The organism is Pseudomonas sp. Ors-4-3C (genome assembly GCF_055755035.1).
Genome location: NZ_CM146900.1, coordinates 3,525,001 through 3,549,782, shown reverse-complemented (window position 1 = coordinate 3,549,782; position 24,782 = coordinate 3,525,001). Strand labels below are relative to the sequence as shown.

The following is a 24,782-nucleotide window of genomic DNA, read 5'->3' as shown; positions in this document are numbered from 1 at the left end:
GAGCGGGCTTGCTCGCGAAGAACGATAACGCGGTATTACTGAAACTACGCCCCGCTCAAGCCCTTGAGCAACAAATCCACATTCCCCTCCAGCTCCGCCACCGGATCCGCCGCATCGGTACTCAACACCAGCAGATGACTCCCCGAGGCGGCAATTGCTGCTTTCACTGCCTCCGATGGCTGGCGATGATGCAGCACCAGCGCCACGTCGTTGTCCTTCAGCGTCGCCGTGAGTTTCTTCAGATCTTCGGCTGTCCACTCGGCATCTGCTCGTGCGTCCTGACCGATCAGCTCCAGATTCAGGCTGCCGATCAGGTAACCGAAGTGATCGCTGAGGCTCATCACGCTCAGGTTTTCAGCCTCGGCCAGGCGCGCTTCGCTGTCGGCGCTGAGCTTGAGCAGGCGCTGTTTCAGCGCCGCCAGATTGGCCTCGATCTTTGGTTTGGCGGACGGCGCCAGACGCACCAGGTCCGCCGCGATCACGTCGGCCATCCGCCCCATGTTGTTGCTCGCCAGCCATGGCTGACTGTTCAAACCATCGACCTTCAACCCCGGCTGCACGGCAATCCCCGGCAGGGCGCCGTCGACCGGACGTGCCGCATCGACTTCGACAATGCGAATGTTGCTGCGCCGCGCGATCGGGTACAGCGGATCATCGGCCCACAGCGAGCGCACGCCGATCACCGCGTCGGCATTGCTCGCCAGTTTGCCCAGTGCCGGAGCGCCGCGACCGGTGAAGTATGCGGTCTGACGGCTGCCCGGCAGATTCGCCGGAGCTGCGCGCTCGAGGCTGACGTCAGTGCCCTTGAGCAGCACTTCGCCCAGACCGTAAGTGATGGGCAACGAGGCCAGCACGCGCAGCGGTTCAGGGTTTTCAGCCGCCATCAGCGGGCTGCCGACCACGCCGCACAGGGCCATGGCCAGGGTCAGTTTTCGCAGTGAGAAAGTCATTTATCCAAGGTTCCCTTTCAGACTCGGGACGACCCCGCGCGCAATGGCGGCGAGGGCGAAGGCAATGCCGGCGACCAGGATGATCGCGGCGCCGGAGGGGATCGGCAGATCGAAGACGATCGGCGCGAGAATCCCGCATAGCGTGCTGACGGTGGCAATCAGCACCGAACACCAGAAGAAGCCCTTGAGCGACTGGCTCAGTAACCGCGCGGCCGCCGCCGGAATCACCAGCAACGCGCCGACCAGAATTGCGCCGATGACCTTCACCGCCGCGACGGTGATCAGCGTCACCAGAATCACGAACAGGTAATCCAGAGTCTTCACCGCCACGCCGCGCACCGCCGCCAGTTGCGGGTTGAAACTGGCGAGCATGATCCGGTTGTACAACGGCAGCGCCAGCGCCATGACCAGCGAACCGACGATGGCCAGCACCAGCAGATCGTTGCCGTTGACGGTGAGCACTGAACCGAACAGCACGTTCTCCAGAATGTGCACGTTGATCTTGCCGGCCAGAATCAACAGCAGGCTCGCGCCGAGGGCCAGCGATACCGAGAGGAACACGCCGATCAGGGTGTCCGGCGCCAGGCCGGTGCGGTTGCGCAGGTAGTTGAGCAGGATGCCGAACAGCAGGCAGTAACCGAACAGGCTGCCGTACGGCCCGGTGTAGGGTTCGCCAAGCAGAATGCCGATGGCCACGCCGGTCAGCGCCGCATGTCCGACCGCTTCGGAGAAAAACGCAAAGCGCTTGACCACCACCAGCGTACCGAGGCCGCCGAGCACCGGGCCGATCAACAGGCCGGCAAGCAGCGCGTTGACCACAAAGCCGTAGGCCAGCGCCTCCGGCAGGTAACCGGACGACGCCCAGCCTTGAACCATCAAACGAAAGGCTTCGTAACTCATCAGACCGCGCTCCGTGGATGGGTGGAAAACAGACTCAACAGGCGTTCCGGAGTCAGCGCCTGTTGCGGCGTAGCGTCGAACAGCACGCGGCGGTTGAGACCGGTGACCCGGTCGGCCAGACGCTTGACCGCTTCCAGATCGTGCTCGATCCACAGCACGGTGATGCCGGCCGCGCGCCAGTCGCCGAGCAGGCGTTCGAACACCTGGATCCCGGCTTCGTCGAGGGCCGACATCGGCTCATCCAGCACCAGCAATTGCGGGGCCGGGATCAAGCCTTGCGCGAGCAACACGCGCTGACGTTCGCCACCGGACAACGCGCCCATGCGCCGCTTGCGTTTGTCCTGCATGCCGACCCGTTCCAGCGCCTCGCCGATGGCGTTGGCGTAGTGCTTGCTCAAACCGAGAAACGCCGGTCGGCGCTGGCACATGGCGGCCATGAAATCGTCGACGGTCATTGGCAGGCCGCGATCGAATTCCAGCGCCTGCGGCACATAACCGATGGTGCCGGGTTGGCCGGGCCAGTGCAGGCTCAGTTGACCCTGATGCGGCATTTGCCCGAGCAGGGTCTTGATCAGCGAACTCTTGCCGCCGCCGTTGGGGCCGACCAGAGCGTGCACGTGGCCGGGTTGGACCTGGAAGGTGACGTTGTCGAGAATCGTGGTGCGCCCGAGTGTCAGAGAGACTTCCGCAAAATCCAGAGTCGGCCCATTTACCCCTTGTGGGAGCGGGCTTGCTCGCGAATGCGGTGGTTCATTCAACAATGATGCTGACTGACAGGACGCCTTCGCGAGCAAGCCCGCTCCCACAGGGGATGGCGGGGTGTCAGAGAGGGTTTCTTTTGCCGTCATGCCCCGGACTCCTGAATCGCCCGCACCACGGTGTCGAGGTTGCCGGTCATTTCCTTTTCGTACTTGTCGGCGGTGTATTCGCCATAGGAAATGTGCGACAGCGGATACAGCTTCACCCCCGACTCACGCTGGATGGTTTCGACGTAGGTGGAGGGGAAATCCATCTCGGAGAAGATCACCTTGACGTCGAGTTCGCGCAGTTGATCGATGGTCTTTTTCAACTGGCTCGGGCTGGGTTCGATGCCGTGGGCCGGCTCGACCACGGCCGTCACTTCCAGGCCGAATTCGCGCAGCAGATAGTCGTAGGCCGCATGCACCGTGGCCACACGCAGTTCGGCGTTGGGCGCCTGGGTCAGTTTGGCCAGCGCATCGGCGCGCATCTGCCGCAGGCGTTTGCCGTAGGCGCGGGCGTTCTGGGTGTAGGTCTTTGCGTTGTCCGGATCGAGTTTGCCCAGCTCGCGGGCGATGTTGTTGACCTGGGCAATCGAGGCGCTGATCGACAGGAACGTGTGCGGGTTGACCACTTTGCCGGCGCCGCGCGCAGCAGTCCCGGTGGCGGCCAGCAGCGGCACGTTTTCGTTGGCTTCGATGGTCTTGATGTTCGGCGTTTCGCTGGCGGCGATCATGCGGTCGGCGAAGTCGTCATGGCCGACCCCGTTGAGCACGATCACATCCAGGCCGCTGATGCGCTTGATGTCTTCGGCGCGCGGCTCATAGGCGTGCGGGTTGAACCCGGCGGGAATCAGCGGCACCACATCGGCCTTGTCGCCGACGATATTCGCCACATAGCTGTAATACGGGTGCAGGGTGATGCCGATGCGCAGGCGTTTGCCCGGTTCAGCACTGGCCAGTGGGCTCAGCAGGCACGCGCACAGGCCTATCAGCAGAGTGCGCAGGAGGGGACGGCGAGTCAGTGAAATAAGCATGGGCAAGCGGTCTTCTCTCGGGTGAAGGCGAAGGTTCAGTGGCGATGTTCGCGGGTCACGCCGGCATCGAACTGCGCGACGATCTGTTTCCAGCCGGCGGCGGACAGCGCTGCGTCGGTCAGCTCGGCAGGCGTTTGCAGATCGGCGTCGCGGTTAAGCCAGATGTCCGGCGCGGCATTGGCGTCGGCGCTCAGCAACATCACGAACGAACCGGCGACGGCGGGCGACTGGCTGTGGCCGAAATAGGCGCTGTCCGCCAGTAACTGCCAGGCATGGCCGCCACGGCTGACCGAGCTGGCGTCCTGAGCGAACGGGGCGAAACCTTCCTCGGCCAGATTTTGCGGGGTCGGCAGGCTTTGCTGCTCTTCACGCAGCAGGCGGATCTCGTCGAGGGTCACCCGCAGGTCGGCATAGATGCCTTGCTCGGCGGCACTCAGGTCGCGCCGTGCATCGAGTTGATGGCTGGAAACCGGCTCCGGCTCATGGGACACCCCGCGCCATGCCACCACTGATCCGGCGACGGCAAGGATCAGCAAACACAAGATCAGGACATTCAGGGTTTCATGCCCGGCGCCGGCCGGACGTACGACTTGGGTGGTGGGCGTGCTCATGGGGCCTCGATGTCGGCTTGGTCGATTTCCACGACGTGGCCGGGGCCGGCGTCGAACAGCACATAAAACTCGGCCGCCGGTTTCTTGAAGGTCAGGCTCGAATCGGCGCCAAGCTTGCCCGGCACCAGAATGGTTTCGTCGTAACCGATCACATCCAGGGTCACCCCCGGTGCGCCGCTGCCATCGGAAAACCCGCCGGTGCATTTGATCTGCTCGGCGTCGACGGCTTTGCATTCGCACATCGGGTTATGGGCCAGGGCGCCGGCGCTGAAGCCTGCGCACAGCATCAGCAACGCGGCGCGCAACCGCAGACGGGAAGGGCGTTGAACGCAGTTCATGGTTTGGCTCCTTGTTGGTTCAGCCAGGCGAGGGTTGCGGGGGAGGCCTGGCTCAGGGGAATCGAGGCCTGATGCATGCTGCCGTCCCAGCCTTCCATGGTGATCCACAGTTCGGCGTCGGGACGGGTCTTTTCCGGAATCGGCATTTGTGTGCCCATGCGGTACGGCGTACCGAAGAAGATAGTGCCAGCGGCGCGCAGGCTGCGCGGCTTGCCGATGCGCAGGTAGGTAGCCTTGACCTGTTCGATACAGGCATCGCACAGGGCGGCGCTGAAATCCTTCATATAGCCGGCCGGCCCGGTGAGAGTCGGTGCTTCGTTGCGCAATTCGGCCAGTCGCAGGCTCCACGGGCCGACCTGGATGTTGCCAATCTCCCGTTGACCCAAACCGCTGTCGCCGCGAAACAGCGAGGCATCGGCGAAGTACTTGGGCATGAAGCCCAGCGGGATCAGCAGGAGCAGGACATTGAGGTGAAAGCGCCATTGGTGCCAGAAACGGGCCAGTCGGGAGGGCGGTGTGATCGTGCCGGACTTGCTCACAGGCTCACCTCCGAAGGCACACGGGTACGGGCCGGTTGTGCCTGGATGCGGTTTTTCTTTTCCTCGCGCTTCAGCGCATTGGCGGTGGCCAGCGCCGTGCGCTTGGTCCAGATCAGCAAGCCGCTGAGTACCATCATGCTCAGCAGCAGGCCGAAGAAGAACCAGATCAACTTGATCCAGATGCCGCCGAAATCACCCGTATGCAGCGGGCGCATCGACTCGGTGACAAACTCCAGCGAGGAGCGATCGGACAGCAGGCGGGACGCGGCGATGTCGCCGTTGTACGGATTGAGCGTTGCGGTCTGGAACATCAGCGGATACCAGCCGCGACCGCCGACGCTCATGTGGCTGTAGGCGTTACCTGGAAGGCTGACGAAACTGGCCTCCAGCCCTGGGATCTTCTGCTGGGCGATCTCGACGGCGCGGTCCAGGCTGATACGCGGCGGTGGTGTGCCGGCGGCCGAAATCGGCACGCTCTCCCGGGACATGGCGGGAATGATCGGCTCGCTGGAAATGGAGATCTGGTTATCGAAGAGGATCGCGCGGATCAGGAACCAGATGCCGGTGATGGAGATCACCGCGATGAACCAGATCGACCAGATGCCGCACAGTCGGTGGAAGTCGCCCCAGAAGATCCGCGCGCCGTGGCGTATGCGCAGGGTCGGGCGCAGAAAACCTTTCCAGAATTTTTTGTAGACCACCAACCCGGTGATCAACGACACCAGCATCGGCACGCCAAGAAACGACACCAGATACCAGCCCCAACTGAAACCGTTGGTGAACGGCACCAGCCACCAGCCATGCAGGGCGCGGGTGAACGCCTTGAAGTCGAAGCTGGGGGCGGTGCCCTGAATGACTCCGGTGTACGGATTGACATAGACCGTCAGTGAGCGACCGTCCGGGTAGCTGACTTCAACGTCCAGGGCAAAGTGCGACTCATCGGGACGGCTGATGCTTTGTACCAGGGTCTGCGGCTCGGCTTGTTTGATCGCCGCCAGTACCTGATCGTAACTGAGCAGCGGCGCGTCGTCCGACGGCGGGCTGGCGCGCATCTGCGGGTTGGCCAGCCAGACGATTTCCTGGCTGACCACCGCCAGCGTGCCAGTGACACAGACGATCAGGACAAAAAACCAGATCGGCAACGCGAGCCAGCTATGCACCAGGAACCACAGTTTCGAGCGGGATTTCTTTGACATGATTGCGCGTCTTGATTCGGTGAGAGGAGCCTCTGCTACGGGCTTCGCAGCATGGTTATCCGTAAAAGGCGCGGTCGTGGCTGTTGCCTACGCGAACGGCCTGCATCTCTATAGGACGGATGAGCCGGACAAATCCCGAAAGACGATATGAAAGTAAATGTTTCGCAATTCCCCCCAGACGCCACCACCCCCCTGTGGGAGCGGGCTTGCTCGCGAATGCGGTGGTTCATTCAATAAAGATGTCGACTGAGAGGACGCCTTCGCGAGCAAGCCCGCTCCTACAGGGGGTGTTTGGTGATCAGCCGATCAAACACGATTCATGAATGCCGCACTCACTGTCAGGCAATTGATGGCCGGTCGGCGCTCCCTATGATGGAGAGCACCGGATTTCCCTGAGTGAGCACCCTGATGAGCCCCAGAACCCTCTACGACAAACACATTGATTCGCACACCGTGTGCCGCCTCGACGACCAAGGCCATGTGCTGCTGTATATCGACCGTCAGGTGATCAACGAATACACCAGTCCACAGGCGTTCAGCGGTCTGCGCGCTGCCGGGCGCAAGGTCTGGCGGCCGGCCACGGCGCTGGCGGTGGTCGATCATGTCAATCCGACCACCCCCAAACGGGTGGCGGCGATGCCAGATGCGGGCGGTGCGCGGCAGGTGTCGTATCTGGCGGAAAACTGCCGGGACTTCGACATCGAACTGCTGGATATTCTCGACAAGCGCCAAGGCATCGAGCATGTGATCGCCCCGGAGCAGGGTTTCATCCTGCCGGGCATGGTCATCGCCGCCGGCGACAGCCACACCACCACGTACGGTGCGCTGGGGGCGTTCGGGTTTGGCATCGGCACCTCGGAGATCGAGCATCTGCTGGCCTCGCAGACGCTGGTCTACAAGCGCCTGAAAAGTATGCGCGTGACGGTGGATGGCGAACTGGCGCCGGGGCTGACCTCCAAGGATGTGATCATGGCGCTGATCGGCAGGATCGGTGCGTCGGGGGCCACGGGCTATGCGATCGAGTTCTCGGGCTCGACCATTGATGCGCTGAGCGTCGAAGCACGCATGACCATATGCAACATGGCGGTCGAGGCGGGCGCGCGCGGCGCGTTCATGGCGCCTGACGAAAAAGTCTTTGCTTATCTCAACGGCAAACCGCGCGCGCCACGAGGCGAACTCTGGGCGCGCGGCGTGGAAAAATGGCGTGAATTGCGCAGCGATTCCGGCGCCGTGTTCGACCGCGAAGTGTACCTCGACGCCAGTCTGCTGGAGCCGATGGTCACCTGGGGCACCAGCCCCGATCAGGCGGCGGCGATTGGCGCACGGGTGCCGGATCCGCAGACCATCGACGATCCGATCCTACGACAGGACATGTGCCGCGCCCTTCAATACATGGGCCTGGAGGCGGGGATGGCGCTGCGCGATATTGTCATCAGTCACGCTTTTATCGGCTCCTGCACCAACGCGCGGATCGAAGATTTACGTGACGCCGCCAGCGTCGTGCGCGGGCGGCGGGTGGCCGGGCATGTGCGGGCGATGATCGTGCCCGGCTCCAGTGAGGTCCGCGCTCAGGCTGAAGCCGAAGGGCTGGCGCAGATCTTCATCGACGCCGGGTTTGAATGGCGACAGTCCGGCTGTTCGATGTGCCTGGCGATGAACGATGACGTGCTGGCCCCCGGCGACCGCTGCGCCTCCAGCACCAACCGCAATTTCGAAGGCCGGCAGGGCGCGGGGGCGCGTACGCACCTGATGAGCCCGGCCATGGTCGCCGCCGCGGCGATCAACGGCCACCTGACTGACATCCGCCACTTCGGAGAACGCCCATGAGCCTGCAACCCTTTACTCAGGTCAGCGGCCAGGCTGCGCCAATGCTCGCGGCCAACGTCGACACCGACGTGATCATGCCCAAGCAGTTTCTCAAGGGTATCGACCGTCAGGGTCTGGATCGTGGGCTGTTTTTCGATCTGCGTTTTCTTGCCGACGGTACGCCCAACCCTGAATTCGTGTTGAACCAGCCGGCCTGGCAGGGCGCGAACTTTCTGGTGGTCGGGCCGAATTTCGGCTGCGGTTCAAGTCGCGAACATGCGGTGTGGGGGTTGCAGCAGATGGGCATTCGCGCGCTGATCGGCAGCAGTTTTGCCGGGATCTTCTACGACAACTGCCAGCGCAACGGCGTGTTGCTGATCACTCTGGATGAGGCTCAAGTGCAGCGCATTGGCCGACTGGTGAGCCAGCCTGACACGGCGCAGATCAATGTCGATCTAGAGGCGCAGCAGATTCGACTGGCGGACGGTGAAGTGATTGATTTCCAGATTGATGGCTTGCGCAAGACTGCGCTGTTGCTGGGGCTGGATGCGATTGGCAGTACCTTGCAGCGGCGTGAGCAGATCGAGGCGTTCGAGCGCGAACACCTGGCCGCCAACCCATGGCTGAGCTAACACCCAATTAGCCCTCTGTAGGCCTTCGCCTGCTCGCGATGGCGTCGTGTCAGTCGAAATAATCATTGGCTGAATGACCGCCATCGCGAGCAGGCTCACTCCTACAAAGGGTTTTGTGGTGTTTGGGCTAGAGAGAAAGATCCTTGAAATGCCCCTGCAAAAACTCCACACACGCGCGCAGCTTGCCGGAGTTGGCCAGCCGCGTCGGGTACACCGCCCAGACATTGGCGCTCTGGCTGTAATCAGTCAGCACCGGTACCAGTCGGCCCTGTTCCAGCAACGGTTTTACATCCCACAATGAACGCAGCAACACGCCGCGTCCGTCGAGCGCCCATTGCAGGACGATTTCGCCGTGGTTGGAAGACAACGGCCCACTGACCCGCACGCTTTCCTGCGTGCCGTTGCGATCCAGATTCCAGACGCCGAAGGCGTTGTCGCGCTCCTTGATCACCAGGCAGTCGTGTTGTTGCAGATCGTCCAGGGTCTGCGGGGTGCCTCGGCGCTCAAGGTATTCGGGTGCGGCGCACAGCACACGGCGGTTGCTCACCAGTTGCCGGCCGATGTGCTGGCCGGGCAGGTCGTCGCCGACGCGGATTTCCAGATCGAAACCCTCGTTGACGATGTCCACTGCGCGGTCGAACAGGTCCAGACGAATCTGCAATTGCGGGTGCCGTTCGGCCAGCCGCGAAACGGCGGGCGCCACATGGTTGCGACCGAAGCCGAAACTGCTGCAGATGTGCAAACGCCCGCGCGGGCTGTCGTGGGCGTCGGCGAGGTCGTCGTGCAGTTGCTGGAAATCATCGAGGATGCGCAAGGCCCAGCGCTGCACCCGCTCGCCGTCCTCGGTCAGCGACACCCGGCGACTGGTGCGATGCAGCAGGCGGGTGCCGAGGGTCGATTCGAGAATCTGGATGCGTTTGCTGACGTAGGCCGGGGACAGCCCCAACTCATCGGCGGCAGCGGCGAAACCGTTCTTGCGGATCACGGTCAGCAGCACGCGCAAGTCTTCGGGCAGGGGCACGGTGTCTTTGTTCTGGGACATGTGGGAACGAGCACTGGCGGCACAAGCCGCCAGCATAGCATCGGCGATGAACGGCTCGGTTCAGCGCAGGAAATCCAGCGCCTCGGCGAGCAGCAGTTCTGGCACTTCTTCGGCCAGATAATGCCCGCCCGGCAGCGCCTTGCCGCTGACGTTGGTCGCCACTTGCTGCCATTCCTTGAGCGGGTCGAAACAGCGCCCGACCGTGCCTTCCGCGCCCCACAATACCCGCAGCGGCAGTTCAAGCTGATTGCCGGCGGCGATGTCGGCGCGGTCATGCTCAAGATCGATGGCGGCGCTGGCGCGGTAGTCCTCGCAGATGCCCCGGGCGCTGCCGGGACGTTGCAGGCAGCGCAGGTATTCGCCGAACGCGTGCTCGGTGAACGGCGCCAGTCCGGCGCTGCGGCTGCCCATCACACTGCGCAGATAGGCTTCGGGATCGGCTTCGATCAGGGTTTCCGGCAACGGCGCCGGGCGGATCAGGAAGAACCAGTGCCAATAGGCGCGGGCGAACGCTTCGTTGGTCTGCGTGTACATCGCCAGGGTCGGCGCAATGTCCAACAGCATCATCCGTTGCACCGCAGCGCGGTGGTCGAGGGCCAGGCGATGGGCAACCCGGGCGCCACGGTCGTGGGCCAGAATCGAAAACTGTTCGAACCCCTGCGCCTGCATCAACGCGACGTTATCTCTGGCCATTTCGCGTTTTGAATAGTTGCGGTGTAGTTCATCGGCAGCCGGTCGGGCGCTGTCGCCGTATCCGCGCAGGTCGGCGGCAACCACGGTGAAATGCTCGGCCAGTTGTTCGGCGATCTTGTGCCAGATCACGTGGGTCTGCGGGTGCCCGTGCAACAGCAACAGCCCCGGGCCGCTGCCGCCGAGGCGATAGGCGATGTCGACGCCGTTGACGTGGCACTGGTCTTTGACGAATCCGGCAAACATCGGGCTGATCCTTGTTCAGGTGCGGGTGGGATGCATCCTGAAAGTGTTCGGCATTCGGGGCAAGGGTTGAAGCGTGGTGTGGTGGTTCATGAAGTGTGATGTGTGTCGGCAGTGCCGGCCCCTTCGCGGGCAAGCCCGCTCCCACAGTGTTTTTCTGTGTGACACCCATTGTATAAACACCAGAGATCCCTGTGGGAGCGGGCTTGCCCGCGAAGAGGCCGGCCCGGCCCTGAAAATCTCAACCCTGACTGAACATCTCCATCGCCCGCTGCTTGATCTGCTCCTCGGTCAGATCCTCCTTGCGCGTGGCGAGAAACCACACGTGTCCATAGGGATCCTTCAGCGTGCCGCTGCGATCGCCATAAAACTGATCCTTGACCTCCGACACCGCACTCGCCCCGGCATCCAGCGCTCGCTGAAAGGACTTGTCGACATCGGTGACATACAGATGCAGACCGACCGACACCGCGTTGTCCGGGCCGCTCAACGGTCCTTGATCGCACGGCGTACCAAGCATGATCGCGCTGTCGCCTATGCGCAGTTCGGCGTGGCCGATGCGCCCGTCGGGCATGTCCAGGCGCATGACCTGGGTCGCGCCAAAGGCTTTCTTGTAGAACTCGATGGCCTCGGCGGCCTTGAGGATGCCGAGGTACGGGGTAATGCTGTGATACCCCTCGGGAATGGGTTTGACGCTCATGACGTTCTCCCTGTTCTTTGTTTTCGGGGTGGAACTCCACCGGATTTGTGGAGGATTCACTATAGAACTGTCTGCGCGGCCAGCATTTTTCCCCGACGAGCCGTCAGTCCGGAAAATGCGCCCCCGGCCCCTGCTCACCGAGTACATCGCCCTGATTGCGCAACGGGCAGGCCTCCATCGACAGGCAGCCGCAACCGATGCAACCGGTCAGCCGGTCGCGCAACAACGTCAGTTGATTGATTCGCTCGTCCAGTTCGCGGCGCCATTGTTCGGACAGGACTTTCCAGTCCGCCGCGGTCGGGGCGCGGTCGTCCGGGAGGATTTTCAGCGCCTCGCCGATTTCCGCCAGCGGAATGCCCAGGCGCTGCGCGACCTTGATCAACGCCACCCGACGCAAGACTTCCCGTGGATAGCGCCGCTGATTGCCGGCATTGCGCTGGCTCTTGATCAGGCCTTTCGATTCATAAAAGTGCAGGGCAGTCACCGCGACACCGCTGCGCGCTGCGACTTCGCCCACGGTTAGTTGCTTGTGCAGGTTTTCCTTGGTGATCATTTTGCAAAATGACTCTTGACCTTGACTTAACTAGAGGTTTTACCCTGCAGGCCTTCGAGTCGCAAGACTCGTCTTACGATGAGTGGGGACTTCTCATGCAAACTTCAGCGAAAAATCGCAGTTTTACCCAGTTGATCGAATTCGAGATCGAGCCGCGCCAGCAACCGGCATTGGTCTCGGCGCTGTCGCAGCAGAGCGAACATCTGGCGCAGCGCTACGCAGGCTTCGTCAGCGCCAGCGTCCAGGTCAGCGACGACGGTCGGCGGGTGCTGAGCTTGCTGCAATGGCAGAGCCGTGAGGCAGGAGAGGCGGCGTTCTGTCGCTATGAAAGCGGCGAGCAGGATTTCTGGCAGTTGATCCGCGCCCATCAGGCGAAAACCGTGACCTTCAATTCATTCCAGGTGTTGAGCAGCATCGCCCGCAGTCATGACGATGCGCTGCACTGCAATCTGGTGGGCTAGATCGACAACTGAATCAGGCGTTCACCGTGCAGGTTCTCCGTGAGTCGCCGCTTGTTCACCGCCAGTTCGCCGATCTTGATCAATCGCGTGCGGGTGACGTTGCGGCTCAGACCGAGCAGCGCGGCGGTATGCACCTGGTTGTAATGGCAGAAGCGATAAGCGGCGCGCAGCAGGGCGTCTTCGACTTTTTCGTGGAGGGCGCCGGCCTGTTGTTCGAAGAGTTTTTGAAAGGCCCGCTCGAGCAACGCTTCCGGTGAATCGTCGGCGTTCGACTGCTGATCGTCCGGGCGCTCGATGCGCAGGTTCGACAGGCGCAAATCGTCGCGCTCGATCACGCCGTTGCGGCAGATCAACAGGGTGTGATGGATGACGTTTTCCAGTTCGCGAATATTGCCCGGCCAACTGTAGCTGCGCAGTTTCTGTTCGGCGCCGGGGCTGATGCTGACCCGTCCGTAACCCAGGCGCTGGCTGTAGGCCTCGATGAAATGCCGGGTCAGCGGCAGGATGTCACCGGGCCGCTGGCGCAACGGACTGAGTTCCAGATTGACCACGTTCAATCGGTAGAACAGGTCTTCGCGGAAGTTGCCGGCATTGATCGCTTTCTCCAGTTGCACGTTGGTCGCCGCCAGCACGCGCACATCGATCGGAATGCTTTTGCGCGAGCCGAGGCGTACCACTTCGCGCTCCTGCAACACCCGCAGCAACTTGACCTGAATCGCCATCGGCAAATCGCCGATTTCGTCGAGGAACAAGGTGCCGCCATCCGCCTCTTCGAACCACCCGGCCTTGGCGCTGAGGGCGCCAGTGAAGGCGCCTTTTTCATGGCCGAACAGCTCGGCTTCCACCAGCGATTCGGAGAACGCACCGCAGTTGACCGCGACAAACGGCCGATGCCGGCGGTGGCTCAGATTGTGGATATGCCGCGCCACCAGCTCTTTGCCGGTGCCGGTCTCGCCAATGATCAGCACGCTGGCTTCGCTCGGCGCGACCTGTTGCAGATGCGCGAGCAGGGCCTGGGACTTGGGGTCTTCGAAGACCTGCGCGGTGGCGCGGATCGACGTCGCCAGAGCGGGTGAGGGCGGAAGGGTCAGCAGTTGCATGGGACTCGCTCCATTAAAGGCAAGATCAGGAATAGAACGTCGGCACCGGCAGCGCCTGATTCAGCGCCCAGTCGCCCAGCTCATGAAGTTTGTAATCGAGCGGGTCGTGCAGGGTCTGCGTGCGCAGGTTGCGCCAGTGCCGGTCGAGGCGCAGCGAGGCGTGGGTCGAACGCGCGCCAGTGACTTCGAACAAGCGGCTGCAAATCTCCAGCCCCTGACGACTGGCGGCGACCTTGGCGGTGGCAATCGCCGTGGCCAGATGTCCACGTTCCTCTGCGGTCAGGTTCGGGCCTTTGGCCCAGGCCACGTCGAGCAGCGCGGCGGCCCGTTCGACCAGCAGGCGAATGCCTTCCAGCGCGACCCAGAACTCGCCGTAATGCGCGAGCACGTACGGGTCTTCACGCACATTTCGGGCTACGGATTTGTGCCAGAGACGGGTTTCGCTCAGGGTGTATTGCCGGGCTTCTTCAAAAGCGCCTTCGGCGATGCCGAGAAACATATGGGTGAAGGTCAATTGCGCAATCAGCGGACGCAGGCAGGCGAACGGTGTGCTCAACGGGCCGGGATCAAGCAGCAGCTCGGACTCTTCGACCCGCACCCGTTCGAACGTGGCGCTGCCGCTGTCAGTCTGGCGCTGGCCGATGTTGTTCCAGTCGTCGTGCAGGGTGATGCCGCTGCGACCGCTGGGGATCGCCGCGATCAGCAATTTGCCGCCGGCGCTTTCGTCGACGGCCGAGGCGATCAGCATCTGTGAATCGCTGGCGCCGGAACAGAAGCTTTTCTTCCCGGAAAACTCGCGCCAGCCGCCGAAGTCCTTGACCACCGTACGGGTGTCGAGCGGGTTGAGGGCGTTGCCCCAGAACCAGTTCTGTCGCGCGGTCTGTTCGAACCACGGCTGCCATTGTTCCGGCCGCGAGAACAGACGCACGGTGGCGAGCATCAGGTGATGAAAGCCGAAGACGTGGGCGATGGAACTGTCGACCTTGGCGAACTCGCGCACGATCTGCAGGGTTTCGCTCCATGTCGCGCCGAGCCCGCCGTAACGGGTGGGAATGCTCAGGGCCAGCAGGCCGCTGTCGCGCAGGGCATCGCGTTCAGCCTTCGGCGTGCCGCCGCGCTCGTCACGCTCGACGGCGGTGAGGGCGAATTCAGCGGCCAGCTGGCGGGCAGTCTGCAGCGGGGAGAGCAGGGTGCTTTGTGGTTTGGCGGTCACACGGTGTTCCTCAAAATCGATGCAATCCCCCCTGTAGGAGCGGCGGTGCGACGGTTCGACTTGCTCGCGAAGGCGTCAGATCAGTCAATATTCTGGTGCCTGACACTCCGCCTTCGCGAGCAAGCCCGCTCCCACAGGGGATTTTGGTCAGGCCTTGGCTTGGCCGGGCAGCACATCGTTGGCAATCATTTCGCCAAACGGCCCGGTGAGGTTGGTCACGCCGCGTCCGGCCAGACTTGCGTACGGCTCGGGCAACAGCGGGAACACCAGTTCGGCAAACCGGTACGCTTCTTCCAGATGCGGATAGCCGGAGAAGATAAAACTCTCGATACCGAGGTCGGCGTACTCCTTGATCCGCGCCGCCACTTGCTGCGGATCGCCCACCAGCGCCGTACCGGCACCGCCGCGTACCAGACCAACGCCGGCCCACAGATTGGGGGCGATTTCCAGGTTGTCGCGACGACCATCGTGCAACGCCGCCATGCGCCGCTGACCTTCGGAATCGAAGCGCGAGAAGGACTTCTGCGCCGCTTCGATGGTCTCGTCGCTGATGTGTTCGATCAGTTTGTCCGCAGCTTTCCACGCCTCTTCGGCGGTCTCGCGAACGATCACGTGCAGGCGAATACCGAACTTCACCTTGCGTCCATGCCGAGCGGCGCGTTCACGCACATCGGCGAGTTTTTCGGCGACAGCGGCGGGTGGTTCGCCCCAGGTCAGGTATACGTCCACCTGCTCGGCGGCCAGGTCGTGCGCCGCGTCGGACGAGCCGCCGAAATACAGCGGCGGATAGGGTTTCTGCACTGGCGGATAGAGGGCCTTGGCGTTCTGTACTTTCAGGTGCTTGCCTTCGAAATCCACTGACTCGCCTTGCAACACCCGGCGCCAGATCTTGAGGAATTCGTCGGTGACTTCGTAGCGTTCACTGTGGCTGAGGAAGCTGCCGTCGCCACGGTTTTCGTCAGGATCGCCGCCGGTCACCACGTTGATCAGCAGACGACCGTTGGACAGTCGATCGAGTGTCGCCGCCATACGGGCCGAAACGGTTGGTGAAATGATTCCCGGACGGATCGCCACCAGATAACGCAGACGTTCGGTCAACGGTACCAGCGCCGACGCAATCACCCACGAGTCTTCGCAGGAGCGCCCGGTGGGAATCAGCACGCCGTGGTAACCGAGGCTGTCGGCGGCTTGCGCCACTTGTTTCAGATAATTCAGGGTGACCGGGCGCGCGCCTTGGGTGGTGCCCAGGTAATGGCCGTCGCCGTGGGTCGGCAGGAACCAGAAAACATCCATGAGCAGCTCCTTAAGCGATTTTCAGCAACGGTTTGATTTGCGTGCCGAACAGTGGCGCGGCGCGTTCGGCAGCCAGGCGAATCCGCGCTTTCAGCGGTTCGCTGGTGATCTGGTAATCGGCGAAGTCGGCCTCGGTGGCGTACACGCCAATGGGCAGGGTCACGGCCTGGAAGAAACTGAACAGCGGACGCAACTGGTGATCGAGCACCAGCGCATGGCGCTCGCTGCCACCGGTGGCGGCGAGCAGCACCGGGGTGTCGATCAGCGCGTTGAGGTCGATCAGATCGAACAAATGCTTGAGCAGGCCCGGATAGGAGCCGCGATACACCGGCGCGGCAACGATCAGCAGATCGGCCTGTTCAATGGCTTGCAGTTCGGCCTCGACCTCGGCACTCAGCTCCTGACGCGACAGAGCGCTGCCCAGTGGGCGGGCGATATCGCCGAGCTCGATCAGATGACTCTCGACCGGCAAGTGTCCGGCCAGTTCGGCCAACAGCGCTTGGGTCAGCACCAGAGTGCGCGATGGACGCCAGGTGCCGCCGGAGAGGGCGACGACTTTCAGGGGACGCGACATGATGAGTTCCTTTTTCAACAGTTGCTCAGCGAGCAGTGAGTAAGTGCCAAGGCTTGAGCAAGCGCTGTACCAATTCCTGAGAGGCCCGGATTACCTGGGCTTGAGCCTTCTGGCGTGAGTCGGTTGTGCAGATATCAGGCGGGTTTGTTGATCTGCTGTTGCCTGAGCAACAGTTGCTGGAGCAACAGTTGTTCGCCGCGTGCAGGGATTTATAGCGGCTGCTGGTTATTCCGTAAAAGAACGTTAATCGATATTTATAGATCGTTAGGAGATATGAGGGCGTTAAAGCTGAAATCCTGATAGCCACTATTGAGAGCGTTGATTTTTGCCCGCACGGGCGCGGGCGTAGCCTTTGTCCATCGACTACCACCGCTCGCCAGGACGCTCCCCATGAATCGTTTACTGACTGCTTCGCTGCTGCTTGCTGTCTCCGTACTTGCCGGTTGCGCGACCCATGTGTCTCCCGAACAACGGCCGTACACCGCCGAAGAAACCCGCGAACTGGCGATGGAAGCGCTGAACCGCAGCGGCTTGTCCTTCGACGAATATCACGCGAAGAAAGCGGCACTGCTGGGCGAATCGCAATTCGACAAGAAAGCTGAAATGAGCGCCGGACGTGCGATACAGCTGCACGGTCGTCCAAGTTAATCGAAAACTGTACTGCTCGTATTTTCGCGTAACTGTCCGTGGGTTTGCGGGCTGCCGTGCGATAGGGTCAACACCTGAATGACCCCGACGGATTGCTCCCATGACCCTCTCGCTTGATCTGCTGTTGGGCTTTGCCCTGTTTGCCCTTGTCACCTCGATTACACCGGGGCCGAACAACACCATGTTGCTGGCATCGGGCGTGAACTTCGGCTTCAACCGCACCATTCCTCACATGCTCGGCATCACCTGCGGTTTCTTCGTATTGGTGGTCGCAGTGGGCTTTGGCCTCGGCGCGGTGTTCCAGACTTACCCGATTCTTTACACCGTGTTGCGCTATCTCGGTGCCGCGTATTTGTTGTACCTGGCGTGGAAAATCGCCCATTCGGGCCCGGTAGGCGAGGGCGTCGAAGGTGAGGCCAAGCCGATCAGCTATCTCGGTGCCGCCGCGTTTCAATGGGTCAATCCCAAGGCCTGGATCATGGCCATCGGTGCCATCAGCACGTACACGCCGATGCAGGGTTATTTCACCAACGTGGTGGTCATCGCCGCCGTGTTCGCCATCATCAACCTGCCCAGCGTCGGTGTCTGGGCGGCGTGCGGCACGCTGCTGCGCAATGTGCTGAAGGACCCGCGCTGGTTGCGCGTGTTCAACTGGGGCATGGCGACGCTGTTGGTGATTTCGCTGTACCCGCTGCTTCTCGAAAGCTTTCACTGACGCATTGCTTCAACCGCCGGCCCGATGCCTGTTAAGCTCGACTTCAGGAGCGTTCCTACGCACTTTTAAATGAAGTTGTTCTTCTTTAACGGCATCCGATCAGGTATTGATGACGGTCTCGAACCCAGGCGCAGCTCACAAGGCTGCGCTGTGCCGTTTGCAGACACGAGCCTCCTGATCCCGGAACACGCTCTGCGAGTCTTTTATGAATAAACGTCCGTTGTATTTCGATTACGCCGCCACCACCCCGGTGGACGAGCGGGTCATCCAGGTGATGATCGACTGTCTGGGTTTTCACGGTAACTTCGGCAACCCGGCTTCCAGCTCCCACGCCTTCGGCCAGCAGGCCCGGCAAACGGTCGAGCAGGCCCGTCGGCAAGTCGCCGAACTGGTCGGTGCCGAGGCTACGCAGATCGTCTGGACCTCCGGCGCCACCGAATCCAACAACCTCGCCCTCAAGGGTGTGGCCCAGGCGCGCGGCGTTGCCGGTGGCCACATCATTACCAGTCAGATCGAACATAAAGCCATCCTCGATACCGCCCGGCAATTGCAGGATGCCGGCGTCGCGGTAACCTATCTGGTGCCGGACGCCGAAGGCCTGATCACCCCGCAGGCGGTCAGTGAAGCAATGCGCGACGACACCTTTCTGGTGTCGTTGATGCTGGTCAACAACGAACTCGGCACGCTTAACGATATCCCGGCCATCGGTGAAGTGGTGCGCGGCCGTGGGGCGTTGTTCCATGTCGATGCCGCTCAGGGCGCCGGCAAAGTGGCGATTGATCTGCAGCAGTGGCCGGTGGACCTGATGTCGTTTTCGGCGCACAAGCTTTACGGCCCCAAAGGCATCGGCGCGTTGTATGTCGGCCCGCGTGCGCAACAGCGTTTGCAGGCGCAGATTCATGGCGGCGGCCACGAAGGCGGGCTGCGCTCCGGGACTCTGGCGACGCATCAGATCGCCGGCATGGGCGCGGCATTCGCCTTGGCGGCTGCCGAATTCGATGCCGAGAAAAAGTCCATCGTGGCGCTGCGTGAGCGGTTGCTTGAACAGTTGCTGAGCCTGCCGGGCGTGCGCCTCAACGGCAGCGCCAGCCAGCGCATCGCGCATACCTTGAGCCTGACCTTCAGCGAAGGTGAGTTCAACAGTGCAGCCTTGAGCCATTCGATCGCTTTTTCCGCAACCTCGGCCTGTAACTCAGCGAGCAACACACCCTCTCACGTGTTGCTGGCGCTGGGGCACGACGCACGGCTGGCCGGTCGCACGATTCGCCTGAGCCTTGGCCGCTTCACCACCGCCGACGATATCGATCAGGCGGCAGAACTGATCAAAGGCGCCTGCGCCAGTGCCCCGGCATTCTGGGCGACAGGGCTTTAACCAGCCGTTTATACGGCTACGAACAATAACGATGAAGTGATTGGCAGGAGACATGATGAGTACCCAGACTTTGACCGAAGGAACGGTTCCCCAGCGCCTGGCGCACACCCGTGAACTGATGCGCCGCGAAGGCATTCATGCGTTGCTGGTGCCATCCGCCGACCCGCATCTGTCGGAGTACCTGCCGGGCTACTGGCAGGGGCGGCAATGGCTGTCGGGCTTCCATGGTTCGGTCGGCACTTTGATCGTTACCGCTGATTTCGCCGGGGTCTGGGCCGACAGTCGCTATTGGGAACAGGCGACCAAGGAACTCAAGGGCAGCGGCATCGAACTGGTCAAGCTGCAACCGGGTCAGCCCAGCCCGCTGGACTGGCTGGCCGAGCAGACCCCGGAAGGTGGCGTAGTCGCGGTGGACGGTGCGGTGATGGCCGTGGCTTCGGCGCGCACCCTGAGCAGCAAGCTCGAAGCCCGCGGCGCGCGTCTGCGCACAGACATCGACCTGTTGAATGAAGTCTGGGCGGATCGCCCGAGCCTGCCGAACGCGCCGATCTATCAACATCTGCCACCGCAAGCGACGGTCAGCCGTGGCGAAAAACTCGCCAAACTGCGCGAGACCCTGCAGGAACGTGGCGCCGATTGGCACTTCATCGCCACCCTCGATGACATCGCCTGGCTGTTCAACCTGCGTGGCGGCGACGTGTCGTTCAACCCGGTGTTTGTTTCTTTTGCGTTGATCAATCAACAGCAAGCAACACTGTTCGTGGCCTTGAGCAAAGTCGATGCCGAGCTGCGTGCGGTGCTGGAACGGGACGGCGTGACCCTGCGCGATTACCGTGAAGTCGCCGACGCCTTGCGCGCTGTACCAGGCGGCGCGAGCCTGCTGGTGGATCCGGCGCGGGTGACCAGCGGTTTGCTGGATAACCTGGACAGTGCGGTGAAACTGGTCGAAGGCCTGAATCCGACCACCCTCGCCAAATCGCAAAAAAGCGAGGCCGATGCTCAGCACATCCGCAAGGCCATGGAGCAGGATGGCGCGGCGTTGTGCGAATTCTTCGCCTGGCTGGAATCGGCCTGGGGCCGCGAGCGCATCACCGAACTGACCATCGATGAAAAGCTCACCGCTGCCCGTGAGCGCCGTCCGGATTACGTGTCGCTGAGTTTCAATACGATTGCCGCGTTCAATGCCAATGGTGCAATGCCGCACTATCACGCTACCGAAGAAGAACATGCGGTGATCGAGGGCGACGGTTTGCTGCTGATCGACTCGGGAGGCCAATACCTCGGTGGTACTACCGACATCACTCGAATGGTGCCGGTGGGTACGCCGACGGCTGAGCAGAAGCGTGACTGCACTCGCGTGCTCAAGGGCGTGATCGCCCTGTCGCGGGCGCAGTTCCCGAAAGGCATTCTGTCGCCGTTGCTCGATGCCATCGCTCGCGCGCCGATCTGGGCGGAAAGCGTGGATTACGGTCATGGCACCGGTCATGGGGTCGGCTATTTCCTCAACGTGCACGAAGGCCCGCAGGTGATCGCCTATCAGGCAGCACCGGCACCGCAAACGGCGATGCAACCGGGGATGATCACCTCGATTGAGCCGGGCACCTATCGTCCGGGTCGTTGGGGCGTGCGGATCGAGAATCTGGCAATGAATCGCGAGGCGGGGAGCAGCGAGTTTGGCGAGTTCCTCAAGTTTGAAACGCTGACCCTGTGCCCGATCGACACGCGTTGCCTGGAGCCATCCTTGCTGACGCAGGAAGAGAAGCAGTGGTTCAACGCCTACCATGCCGAAGTGCGTGAGCGTCTGAGTCCATTGCTTGAGGGGGCCGCGCTGGAGTGGCTGAACACGCGCACAGCGGCGATCTGAATGGTTGAAGCTCAGGCGCTATTGCCAGCGCCTGAGTTCTGCTGCTGACTCAGGCTTGGCGCAGGGCTTCTTCGACGAAGTCGAGCCGGTCCTGTCCGAAGAACATCTGGTTGCCGATGAACATGCTCGGCGCACCAAACACGCCGCGTTTTACCGCTGTCTCCGTATTCTCCTTGAGTACAGCCTTGACCGATTCGTCGTTGGTCAGGGCCAGTACTTCATCGGGGGCGAAGCCGTGTTCGCTCAATACCGCAGCGACGGTAGCCGGCTCATCGAGAGGGCGCCCCTCCACCCACAGCGCCTTGAAAAGACAATCGATAAACGCCTGAAAGCGTTCTGGCTGGTGCAGTTGTATCCCGGTGACGGCACGCATCAATGTCAGCGTGTTGATCGGGAAGTGCGGATTGAACTTGAGCGGCACGTCATAACGTTTGGCGTAGCGATCCAGATCCTGAAACATGTAGCGGCCCTTTGCCGGAATCATTGCCGGTGAGGCGTTGCCGGTCGCTTTGAACACACCGCCCAGCAGCATCGGGATGTACATCAGCTGGCTGCCGGTCTCGGCACAGATCTTCGGCAACTGCGTGTAGGCCAGGTAGGTGGCAGGGCTGCCGAGGTCGAAATAGAACTCCACGGTTTTCGTCATCTTTACTGCTCTCTGGTTATTGTTATGGAGGAGGGGCTTACCAGCGTTCGTTCCAGGGGCGCAGATCCAGCTCGAATGTCCAGGCATCCCGTGGCTGACTGTGCAGGTACCAATAGTTTTCGGCGATGTGTTCGGGGTTGAGAATACCGTCCTGATCCTTGGTCGCGTACTTCTCGGGGAAACTGTTGCGGATGAAGTCGGTATCGATGGCGCCATCGACCACTACATGGGCGACATGGATGTTCATCGGGCCCAACTCGCGCGCCATGCTTTGCGCCAGTGCACGGATACCGTGTTTGGCGCCGGCAAATGCGGCAAATCCGGAAGCACCACGCAGCCCGGCGGTGGCGCCGGTGAACAGAAGGGTGCCGCGTTTGCGGGTGACCATGCGCTTGGCCACTTCGCGGGCATTGAGAAAACCCGAGAAACAGGCCATTTCCCAGATCTTGAAATACTTGCGTGCGGTTTCTTCAAGAATGCTGCAAGGCACGTTGGCGCCGATGTTGAAGACAAACGCTTCGATCGGGCCGAGGCGGGTTTCGATGTCTTCAATCAGGGCAATGACGTCTTCTTCCTTGCGCGCATCGCAGGCAAAACCGTGTGCTTCGCCACCTTCGGCCTGAATCGCGTCGACCAGCGGCTGCAATTTGTCGGCGCTGCGGCGGGTGACGCAAGCGACAAAACCCTCTTTGGCAAAACGCTTGGCAATCGCTCCGCCCGTGGCATCACCGGCACCAACCACTAACACGACCTTCTTGTTATTCATGGGTGAATCCCTTTAGTAAACGATCGTTAAGTGAACGAACGTTATGCTAGGATCCGGATAACGTCAAGGCGGTCGATAAAGAGGGCAAGTACATGCGGTATTCCGCTGGTCACAAGCTGGAAACCCGAGAAAAACTGCTGAACAGCAGCGCGCTGTCAGCCAAGCGTTCGGGCTTTTCGACTGTCGGGGTCGATGGTTTGATGAAGGCTATCGGCCTCAGTGGCGCAGCTTTCTATAGTCACTTCTCTTCGAAAGACGCGCTGTTCACGGCCATCGTCGAGCGCGAACTGTGTCAGAGCCTGGAGCGACTCGGAGGGCAGGGAGCACAGGATCGTGAGCGGCTGGAGCGCTGTCTCAAACAATACCTGAGCATGGCCCACGTAGAGCAGCCAGAATCGGGCTGCGCCTTGCCGACGCTGGGCGCGGAAATTGCCCGTTCAGATGATCAGGTTCGTGAGCAGGCAGAGTTGTGGATTTGTCGGCTGCAAGCCAGTTGGGCACAGATTCTGGAGAGCGACAGCCTGGCATGGGCGATTCTGTCGCAATGTGTCGGGGCACTGGTGGTGGCGAGGATGCTGGTGACACCGGACATTCAACGGACGGTATTGAAGTCCAGCCATGAGGAGATCGGGCGTCAGCTGGCTGCTCGACGATGCGAGCAGCCAGAATGATTCATTTGCAGATGACGATCATGCTGCGGCTGGTATAGCCGGCCGGATTGAGACCGAATGGGTAGTCGCCTGGCTCTTCCACGGCGTCCCCTGATTTGGCGATGACTTTGTAGCCCTTTGGGGCGCAAGCATCGGCGGCGCTGGTGTAGCACTTGTCCCAAGAGGACGACAGCCCGGAACAGTTGATGTGCAGCCCTTTTTTACCGTGCTTCACCTGGGTCTTGGAGGTCGCTGCGCACCCCGCTACTGCCAATACAGCGATCAGTATCAAAATTCGTTTCATTACCGTCCTTATGGTAGCCGCGAGTCTGGCGCTCGGGTCTGCCTGTATTCGCCTGCGCTTTAAGCGGTTCGATATCCCTATCCGAAAAAATCCATGCCTGGCACTGAGTTAAGGGGCCTAAACATGGCCTAAATGAACGCCAATTGCCAGACCTTCGTCAAATCCTGTTTCAATCTGCCGCAATGGCGGGCTTGGCGGAACTGCCCATGGTCATGGTTGCTCCGACCGAGGCGAGAATAATGCAGAGGATCGCCATCCATTGTGACAGCGTGAGGTATTCCTGCAGAAACAACAGCCCCGACAGCGCACCAAAGGCCGGTTCAATGCTCATCAAGGTGCCGAAGGTGCGGGCTGGAATGCGGGTGAGGGCGACCATTTCCAGCGTATAGGGCAAGGCGGTTGAGAGGATGGCGACGCCGATGGCGACCGGGATCAGCGACGGGGTGAGTAGCGCTGCACCGGCATGCACGATGCCGATCGGGGCGACGAATAATGCGGCGATCATCACGCCGAGGGCCGCAGTCGTGACGCCGTTGTCGGCACCGGCCTTCTGGCCGAACAGAATGTACAGCGCCCAGCACACGCCGGCGCCCAAGGCGTAACCGGCACCAACCAGATCAATTCCCGCTGATGTCGCTCCGGTCGGGATCAACAGCAGCAAACCGACCGCTGCCAGGGCAATCCAGAGAAAGTCGATTGCGCGGCGCGAGGCATAAATGGCGACGGCCAGCGGGCCAGTGAATTCGAGTGCGACTGCGATCCCCAGTGGCACGGTGCGCAGTGACATATAGAAGAGGAAGTTCATCCCGCCCAGCGCCATTCCGTAAACGATCACCGTGCGCAAGGATTGAGCGGTCAGCCTGGCGCGCCATGGGCGCAGCAGCAACAGCATGATAACGCTGGCGAAAACCAGGCGCAGGGTGGTCGTCCCTTGGGCGCCAACCACCGGGAACATGCTTTTGGCCAGAGAGGCGCCGGACTGGATGGAAGCCATGGCGATTAATAACAGGCCAACCGGGAACAGCATTGAGGCCAGAGAGCGAGGTTGGTCAGTCATTGCGAGGCATCATCCGAAGGTGGGAGCAGGGTGTTGCTTTGGGGTTGGGCAATATACTGCTCATTCGCTGACACTGCGTCTATATATAAGCAGGCTTTTTCAGGGACTCGACAGAAAACTGAAATTAACGGTTGACGGCAGATTC

General features: G+C 61.6%; 28 protein-coding genes. 8 read left to right on the top strand and 20 right to left on the bottom strand.

The annotated features are described in order from the left end of the window. Window positions 1-44: 44 nt before the first annotated feature. From ACVHNU_RS15925 to ACVHNU_RS15890, 8 genes are read right to left on the bottom strand one after another with little or no spacing between them, the layout of a single operon-like run. Complete coding sequence (locus ACVHNU_RS15925; protein ID WP_473017784.1) at window positions 45-950, bottom strand: metal ABC transporter substrate-binding protein; 906 nt, start codon at window positions 948-950, stop codon at window positions 45-47. After that, window positions 951-1,850, bottom strand: a complete 900-nt coding sequence (locus ACVHNU_RS15920; protein ID WP_003226663.1) for a metal ABC transporter permease — start codon at window positions 1,848-1,850, stop codon at window positions 951-953. It lies immediately after the preceding gene. Further along, window positions 1,850-2,698, bottom strand: coding sequence for a metal ABC transporter ATP-binding protein (locus ACVHNU_RS15915; RefSeq protein WP_473017783.1), 849 nt, complete (start codon window positions 2,696-2,698; stop codon window positions 1,850-1,852). The genes ACVHNU_RS15920 and ACVHNU_RS15915 overlap by 1 nt, the downstream gene beginning before the upstream one ends. Further along, window positions 2,695-3,624 carry a metal ABC transporter substrate-binding protein gene (locus tag ACVHNU_RS15910; RefSeq protein WP_103483791.1) on the bottom strand — a complete coding sequence of 310 codons (930 nt, stop codon included), beginning with the start codon at window positions 3,622-3,624 and terminating at the stop codon, window positions 2,695-2,697. The genes ACVHNU_RS15915 and ACVHNU_RS15910 overlap by 4 nt, the downstream gene beginning before the upstream one ends. Before the next feature lie 35 nt (window positions 3,625-3,659). Continuing rightward, on the bottom strand, window positions 3,660-4,235 hold the full coding sequence (locus ACVHNU_RS15905; protein ID WP_473017781.1) for a DUF6162 family protein: 576 nt from the start codon (window positions 4,233-4,235) through the stop codon (window positions 3,660-3,662). Then, window positions 4,232-4,573 (bottom strand): hypothetical protein, encoded by a 342-nt coding sequence (locus ACVHNU_RS15900; RefSeq protein WP_003226659.1) that lies wholly within the window; start codon window positions 4,571-4,573, stop codon window positions 4,232-4,234. The genes ACVHNU_RS15905 and ACVHNU_RS15900 overlap by 4 nt, the downstream gene beginning before the upstream one ends. After that, entirely contained in the window at window positions 4,570-5,112 is a 543-nt protein-coding gene (locus ACVHNU_RS15895; protein ID WP_226501883.1) for a thiamine pyrophosphate-binding protein, read from the bottom strand. The genes ACVHNU_RS15900 and ACVHNU_RS15895 overlap by 4 nt, the downstream gene beginning before the upstream one ends. Further along, a complete protein-coding gene (locus ACVHNU_RS15890; protein ID WP_003226657.1) occupies window positions 5,109-6,308 on the bottom strand; it encodes a PepSY-associated TM helix domain-containing protein in 1,200 nt (399 codons plus the stop codon). The genes ACVHNU_RS15895 and ACVHNU_RS15890 overlap by 4 nt, the downstream gene beginning before the upstream one ends. Window positions 6,309-6,716: 408 nt before the next feature. Between ACVHNU_RS15890 and leuC the strand changes: the two genes are divergently transcribed. Then, complete coding sequence (gene leuC / locus ACVHNU_RS15885) at window positions 6,717-8,135, top strand: 3-isopropylmalate dehydratase large subunit (protein WP_473017779.1); 1,419 nt, start codon at window positions 6,717-6,719, stop codon at window positions 8,133-8,135. Continuing rightward, a complete protein-coding gene (leuD, locus tag ACVHNU_RS15880; protein ID WP_473017778.1) occupies window positions 8,132-8,746 on the top strand; it encodes a 3-isopropylmalate dehydratase small subunit in 615 nt (204 codons plus the stop codon). Before leuC ends, leuD begins: the two co-directional genes overlap by 4 nt. 127 nt (window positions 8,747-8,873) lie before the next feature. On the opposite strand, the gene ACVHNU_RS15875 is transcribed toward leuD, so the two are convergent. The 4 genes from ACVHNU_RS15875 to soxR all read right to left on the bottom strand — a co-directional run bounded on the left by ACVHNU_RS15875 (window position 8,874) and on the right by soxR (window position 11,974). After that, window positions 8,874-9,824, bottom strand: a complete 951-nt coding sequence (locus ACVHNU_RS15875) for a LysR substrate-binding domain-containing protein (protein WP_473017776.1) — start codon at window positions 9,822-9,824, stop codon at window positions 8,874-8,876. Between the two features lie 24 nt (window positions 9,825-9,848). Further along, the gene (locus tag ACVHNU_RS15870; RefSeq protein ID WP_473017775.1) at window positions 9,849-10,724 is read right to left on the bottom strand and encodes an alpha/beta fold hydrolase; all 876 of its coding nucleotides are present in this window, start codon (window positions 10,722-10,724) and stop codon (window positions 9,849-9,851) included. A 238-nt stretch (window positions 10,725-10,962) separates the two neighbouring features. Then, window positions 10,963-11,421: a VOC family protein gene (locus ACVHNU_RS15865; RefSeq protein WP_003226653.1), complete on the bottom strand. Its 459-nt coding sequence runs from the start codon at window positions 11,419-11,421 to the stop codon at window positions 10,963-10,965. 103 nt (window positions 11,422-11,524) lie between these two features. After that, on the bottom strand, window positions 11,525-11,974 hold the full coding sequence (soxR, locus tag ACVHNU_RS15860; RefSeq protein ID WP_003226652.1) for a redox-sensitive transcriptional activator SoxR: 450 nt from the start codon (window positions 11,972-11,974) through the stop codon (window positions 11,525-11,527). A 95-nt stretch (window positions 11,975-12,069) separates the two neighbouring features. Here soxR and ACVHNU_RS15855 point away from each other — a divergent pair, with 95 nt between their 5' ends. Beyond that, window positions 12,070-12,435, top strand: coding sequence for an antibiotic biosynthesis monooxygenase (locus tag ACVHNU_RS15855; protein ID WP_003226650.1), 366 nt, complete (start codon window positions 12,070-12,072; stop codon window positions 12,433-12,435). Here the strand turns inward: ACVHNU_RS15855 and ACVHNU_RS15850 are convergent. The 4 genes from ACVHNU_RS15850 to msuE all read right to left on the bottom strand — a co-directional run bounded on the left by ACVHNU_RS15850 (window position 12,432) and on the right by msuE (window position 16,615). Next, window positions 12,432-13,535, bottom strand: a complete 1,104-nt coding sequence (locus ACVHNU_RS15850; RefSeq protein WP_473017773.1) for a sigma-54 interaction domain-containing protein — start codon at window positions 13,533-13,535, stop codon at window positions 12,432-12,434. The two genes, ACVHNU_RS15855 and ACVHNU_RS15850, sit on opposite strands and share 4 nt — an antisense overlap. A 25-nt stretch (window positions 13,536-13,560) precedes the next feature. Next, window positions 13,561-14,748: an acyl-CoA dehydrogenase family protein gene (locus tag ACVHNU_RS15845; protein WP_338802576.1), complete on the bottom strand. Its 1,188-nt coding sequence runs from the start codon at window positions 14,746-14,748 to the stop codon at window positions 13,561-13,563. Between the two features lie 147 nt (window positions 14,749-14,895). Then, on the bottom strand, window positions 14,896-16,041 hold the full coding sequence (gene ssuD, locus ACVHNU_RS15840) for an FMNH2-dependent alkanesulfonate monooxygenase (RefSeq protein WP_003226647.1): 1,146 nt from the start codon (window positions 16,039-16,041) through the stop codon (window positions 14,896-14,898). A gap of 10 nt (window positions 16,042-16,051) precedes the next feature. After that, entirely contained in the window at window positions 16,052-16,615 is a 564-nt protein-coding gene (gene msuE / locus ACVHNU_RS15835; RefSeq protein ID WP_201136976.1) for an FMN reductase, read from the bottom strand. A gap of 390 nt (window positions 16,616-17,005) precedes the next feature. Here msuE and ACVHNU_RS15830 point away from each other — a divergent pair, with 390 nt between their 5' ends. From ACVHNU_RS15830 to ACVHNU_RS15815, 4 genes are all read left to right on the top strand, one after another. Continuing rightward, window positions 17,006-17,263 carry a hypothetical protein gene (locus ACVHNU_RS15830; protein ID WP_473017771.1) on the top strand — a complete coding sequence of 86 codons (258 nt, stop codon included), beginning with the start codon at window positions 17,006-17,008 and terminating at the stop codon, window positions 17,261-17,263. Window positions 17,264-17,363: 100 nt separating this feature from the next. Next, entirely contained in the window at window positions 17,364-17,978 is a 615-nt protein-coding gene (locus ACVHNU_RS15825; protein WP_473017770.1) for a LysE family translocator, read from the top strand. Between the two features lie 205 nt (window positions 17,979-18,183). Continuing rightward, a complete protein-coding gene (locus ACVHNU_RS15820; RefSeq protein ID WP_473017768.1) occupies window positions 18,184-19,350 on the top strand; it encodes an aminotransferase class V-fold PLP-dependent enzyme in 1,167 nt (388 codons plus the stop codon). A 55-nt stretch (window positions 19,351-19,405) separates the two neighbouring features. Continuing rightward, a complete protein-coding gene (locus ACVHNU_RS15815) occupies window positions 19,406-21,214 on the top strand; it encodes an aminopeptidase P family protein (protein ID WP_103519754.1) in 1,809 nt (602 codons plus the stop codon). A gap of 49 nt (window positions 21,215-21,263) precedes the next feature. Here the strand turns inward: ACVHNU_RS15815 and ACVHNU_RS15810 are convergent, their stop codons facing one another. Together ACVHNU_RS15810 and ACVHNU_RS15805 are read right to left on the bottom strand one after the other, a co-directional pair. Further along, window positions 21,264-21,860: a 2-hydroxychromene-2-carboxylate isomerase gene (locus tag ACVHNU_RS15810; protein WP_473017766.1), complete on the bottom strand. Its 597-nt coding sequence runs from the start codon at window positions 21,858-21,860 to the stop codon at window positions 21,264-21,266. Window positions 21,861-21,897: 37 nt separating this feature from the next. Next, entirely contained in the window at window positions 21,898-22,626 is a 729-nt protein-coding gene (locus tag ACVHNU_RS15805; RefSeq protein ID WP_003226636.1) for an SDR family oxidoreductase, read from the bottom strand. 92 nt (window positions 22,627-22,718) lie between these two features. Between ACVHNU_RS15805 and ACVHNU_RS15800 the strand changes: the two genes are divergently transcribed. Continuing rightward, complete coding sequence (locus ACVHNU_RS15800) at window positions 22,719-23,297, top strand: TetR/AcrR family transcriptional regulator (protein WP_045122561.1); 579 nt, start codon at window positions 22,719-22,721, stop codon at window positions 23,295-23,297. A gap of 1 nt (window position 23,298) precedes the next feature. On the opposite strand, the gene ACVHNU_RS15795 is transcribed toward ACVHNU_RS15800, so the two are convergent. Then, window positions 23,299-23,580, bottom strand: coding sequence for a hypothetical protein (locus tag ACVHNU_RS15795; protein WP_003226635.1), 282 nt, complete (start codon window positions 23,578-23,580; stop codon window positions 23,299-23,301). A 169-nt stretch (window positions 23,581-23,749) separates the two neighbouring features. Then, entirely contained in the window at window positions 23,750-24,637 is an 888-nt protein-coding gene (gene rhtA, locus ACVHNU_RS15790) for a threonine/homoserine exporter RhtA (protein WP_003226634.1), read from the bottom strand. Window positions 24,638-24,782: the final 145 nt, after the last annotated feature.

Excerpts from the sequence above, each read along its gene's own strand:
- ACVHNU_RS15925 (WP_473017784.1), bottom strand. The coding sequence starts at position 950 with ATGACTTTCTCACTGCGAAAACTGACCCTGGCCATGGCCCTGTGCGGC.
- ACVHNU_RS15920 (WP_003226663.1), bottom strand. The coding sequence starts at position 1,850 with ATGAGTTACGAAGCCTTTCGTTTGATGGTTCAAGGCTGGGCGTCGTCC.
- ACVHNU_RS15915 (WP_473017783.1), bottom strand. The coding sequence starts at position 2,698 with ATGACGGCAAAAGAAACCCTCTCTGACACCCCGCCATCCCCTGTGGGA.
- ACVHNU_RS15910 (WP_103483791.1), bottom strand. The coding sequence starts at position 3,624 with ATGCTTATTTCACTGACTCGCCGTCCCCTCCTGCGCACTCTGCTGATA.
- ACVHNU_RS15905 (WP_473017781.1), bottom strand. The coding sequence starts at position 4,235 with ATGAGCACGCCCACCACCCAAGTCGTACGTCCGGCCGGCGCCGGGCAT.
- ACVHNU_RS15900 (WP_003226659.1), bottom strand. The coding sequence starts at position 4,573 with ATGAACTGCGTTCAACGCCCTTCCCGTCTGCGGTTGCGCGCCGCGTTG.
- ACVHNU_RS15890 (WP_003226657.1), bottom strand. The coding sequence starts at position 6,308 with ATGTCAAAGAAATCCCGCTCGAAACTGTGGTTCCTGGTGCATAGCTGG.
- leuC (WP_473017779.1), top strand. The coding sequence starts at position 6,717 with ATGAGCCCCAGAACCCTCTACGACAAACACATTGATTCGCACACCGTG.
- leuD (WP_473017778.1), top strand. The coding sequence starts at position 8,132 with ATGAGCCTGCAACCCTTTACTCAGGTCAGCGGCCAGGCTGCGCCAATG.
- ACVHNU_RS15875 (WP_473017776.1), bottom strand. The coding sequence starts at position 9,824 with ATGCTGGCGGCTTGTGCCGCCAGTGCTCGTTCCCACATGTCCCAGAAC.
- ACVHNU_RS15870 (WP_473017775.1), bottom strand. The coding sequence starts at position 10,724 with ATGTTTGCCGGATTCGTCAAAGACCAGTGCCACGTCAACGGCGTCGAC.
- ACVHNU_RS15865 (WP_003226653.1), bottom strand. The coding sequence starts at position 11,421 with ATGAGCGTCAAACCCATTCCCGAGGGGTATCACAGCATTACCCCGTAC.
- soxR (WP_003226652.1), bottom strand. The coding sequence starts at position 11,974 with ATGATCACCAAGGAAAACCTGCACAAGCAACTAACCGTGGGCGAAGTC.
- ACVHNU_RS15855 (WP_003226650.1), top strand. The coding sequence starts at position 12,070 with ATGCAAACTTCAGCGAAAAATCGCAGTTTTACCCAGTTGATCGAATTC.
- ACVHNU_RS15850 (WP_473017773.1), bottom strand. The coding sequence starts at position 13,535 with ATGCAACTGCTGACCCTTCCGCCCTCACCCGCTCTGGCGACGTCGATC.
- ssuD (WP_003226647.1), bottom strand. The coding sequence starts at position 16,041 with ATGGATGTTTTCTGGTTCCTGCCGACCCACGGCGACGGCCATTACCTG.
- msuE (WP_201136976.1), bottom strand. The coding sequence starts at position 16,615 with ATGTCGCGTCCCCTGAAAGTCGTCGCCCTCTCCGGCGGCACCTGGCGT.
- ACVHNU_RS15830 (WP_473017771.1), top strand. The coding sequence starts at position 17,006 with ATGAATCGTTTACTGACTGCTTCGCTGCTGCTTGCTGTCTCCGTACTT.
- ACVHNU_RS15825 (WP_473017770.1), top strand. The coding sequence starts at position 17,364 with ATGACCCTCTCGCTTGATCTGCTGTTGGGCTTTGCCCTGTTTGCCCTT.
- ACVHNU_RS15820 (WP_473017768.1), top strand. The coding sequence starts at position 18,184 with ATGAATAAACGTCCGTTGTATTTCGATTACGCCGCCACCACCCCGGTG.
- ACVHNU_RS15815 (WP_103519754.1), top strand. The coding sequence starts at position 19,406 with ATGAGTACCCAGACTTTGACCGAAGGAACGGTTCCCCAGCGCCTGGCG.
- ACVHNU_RS15810 (WP_473017766.1), bottom strand. The coding sequence starts at position 21,860 with ATGACGAAAACCGTGGAGTTCTATTTCGACCTCGGCAGCCCTGCCACC.
- ACVHNU_RS15805 (WP_003226636.1), bottom strand. The coding sequence starts at position 22,626 with ATGAATAACAAGAAGGTCGTGTTAGTGGTTGGTGCCGGTGATGCCACG.
- ACVHNU_RS15800 (WP_045122561.1), top strand. The coding sequence starts at position 22,719 with ATGCGGTATTCCGCTGGTCACAAGCTGGAAACCCGAGAAAAACTGCTG.
- ACVHNU_RS15795 (WP_003226635.1), bottom strand. The coding sequence starts at position 23,580 with ATGAAACGAATTTTGATACTGATCGCTGTATTGGCAGTAGCGGGGTGC.
- rhtA (WP_003226634.1), bottom strand. The coding sequence starts at position 24,637 with ATGACTGACCAACCTCGCTCTCTGGCCTCAATGCTGTTCCCGGTTGGC.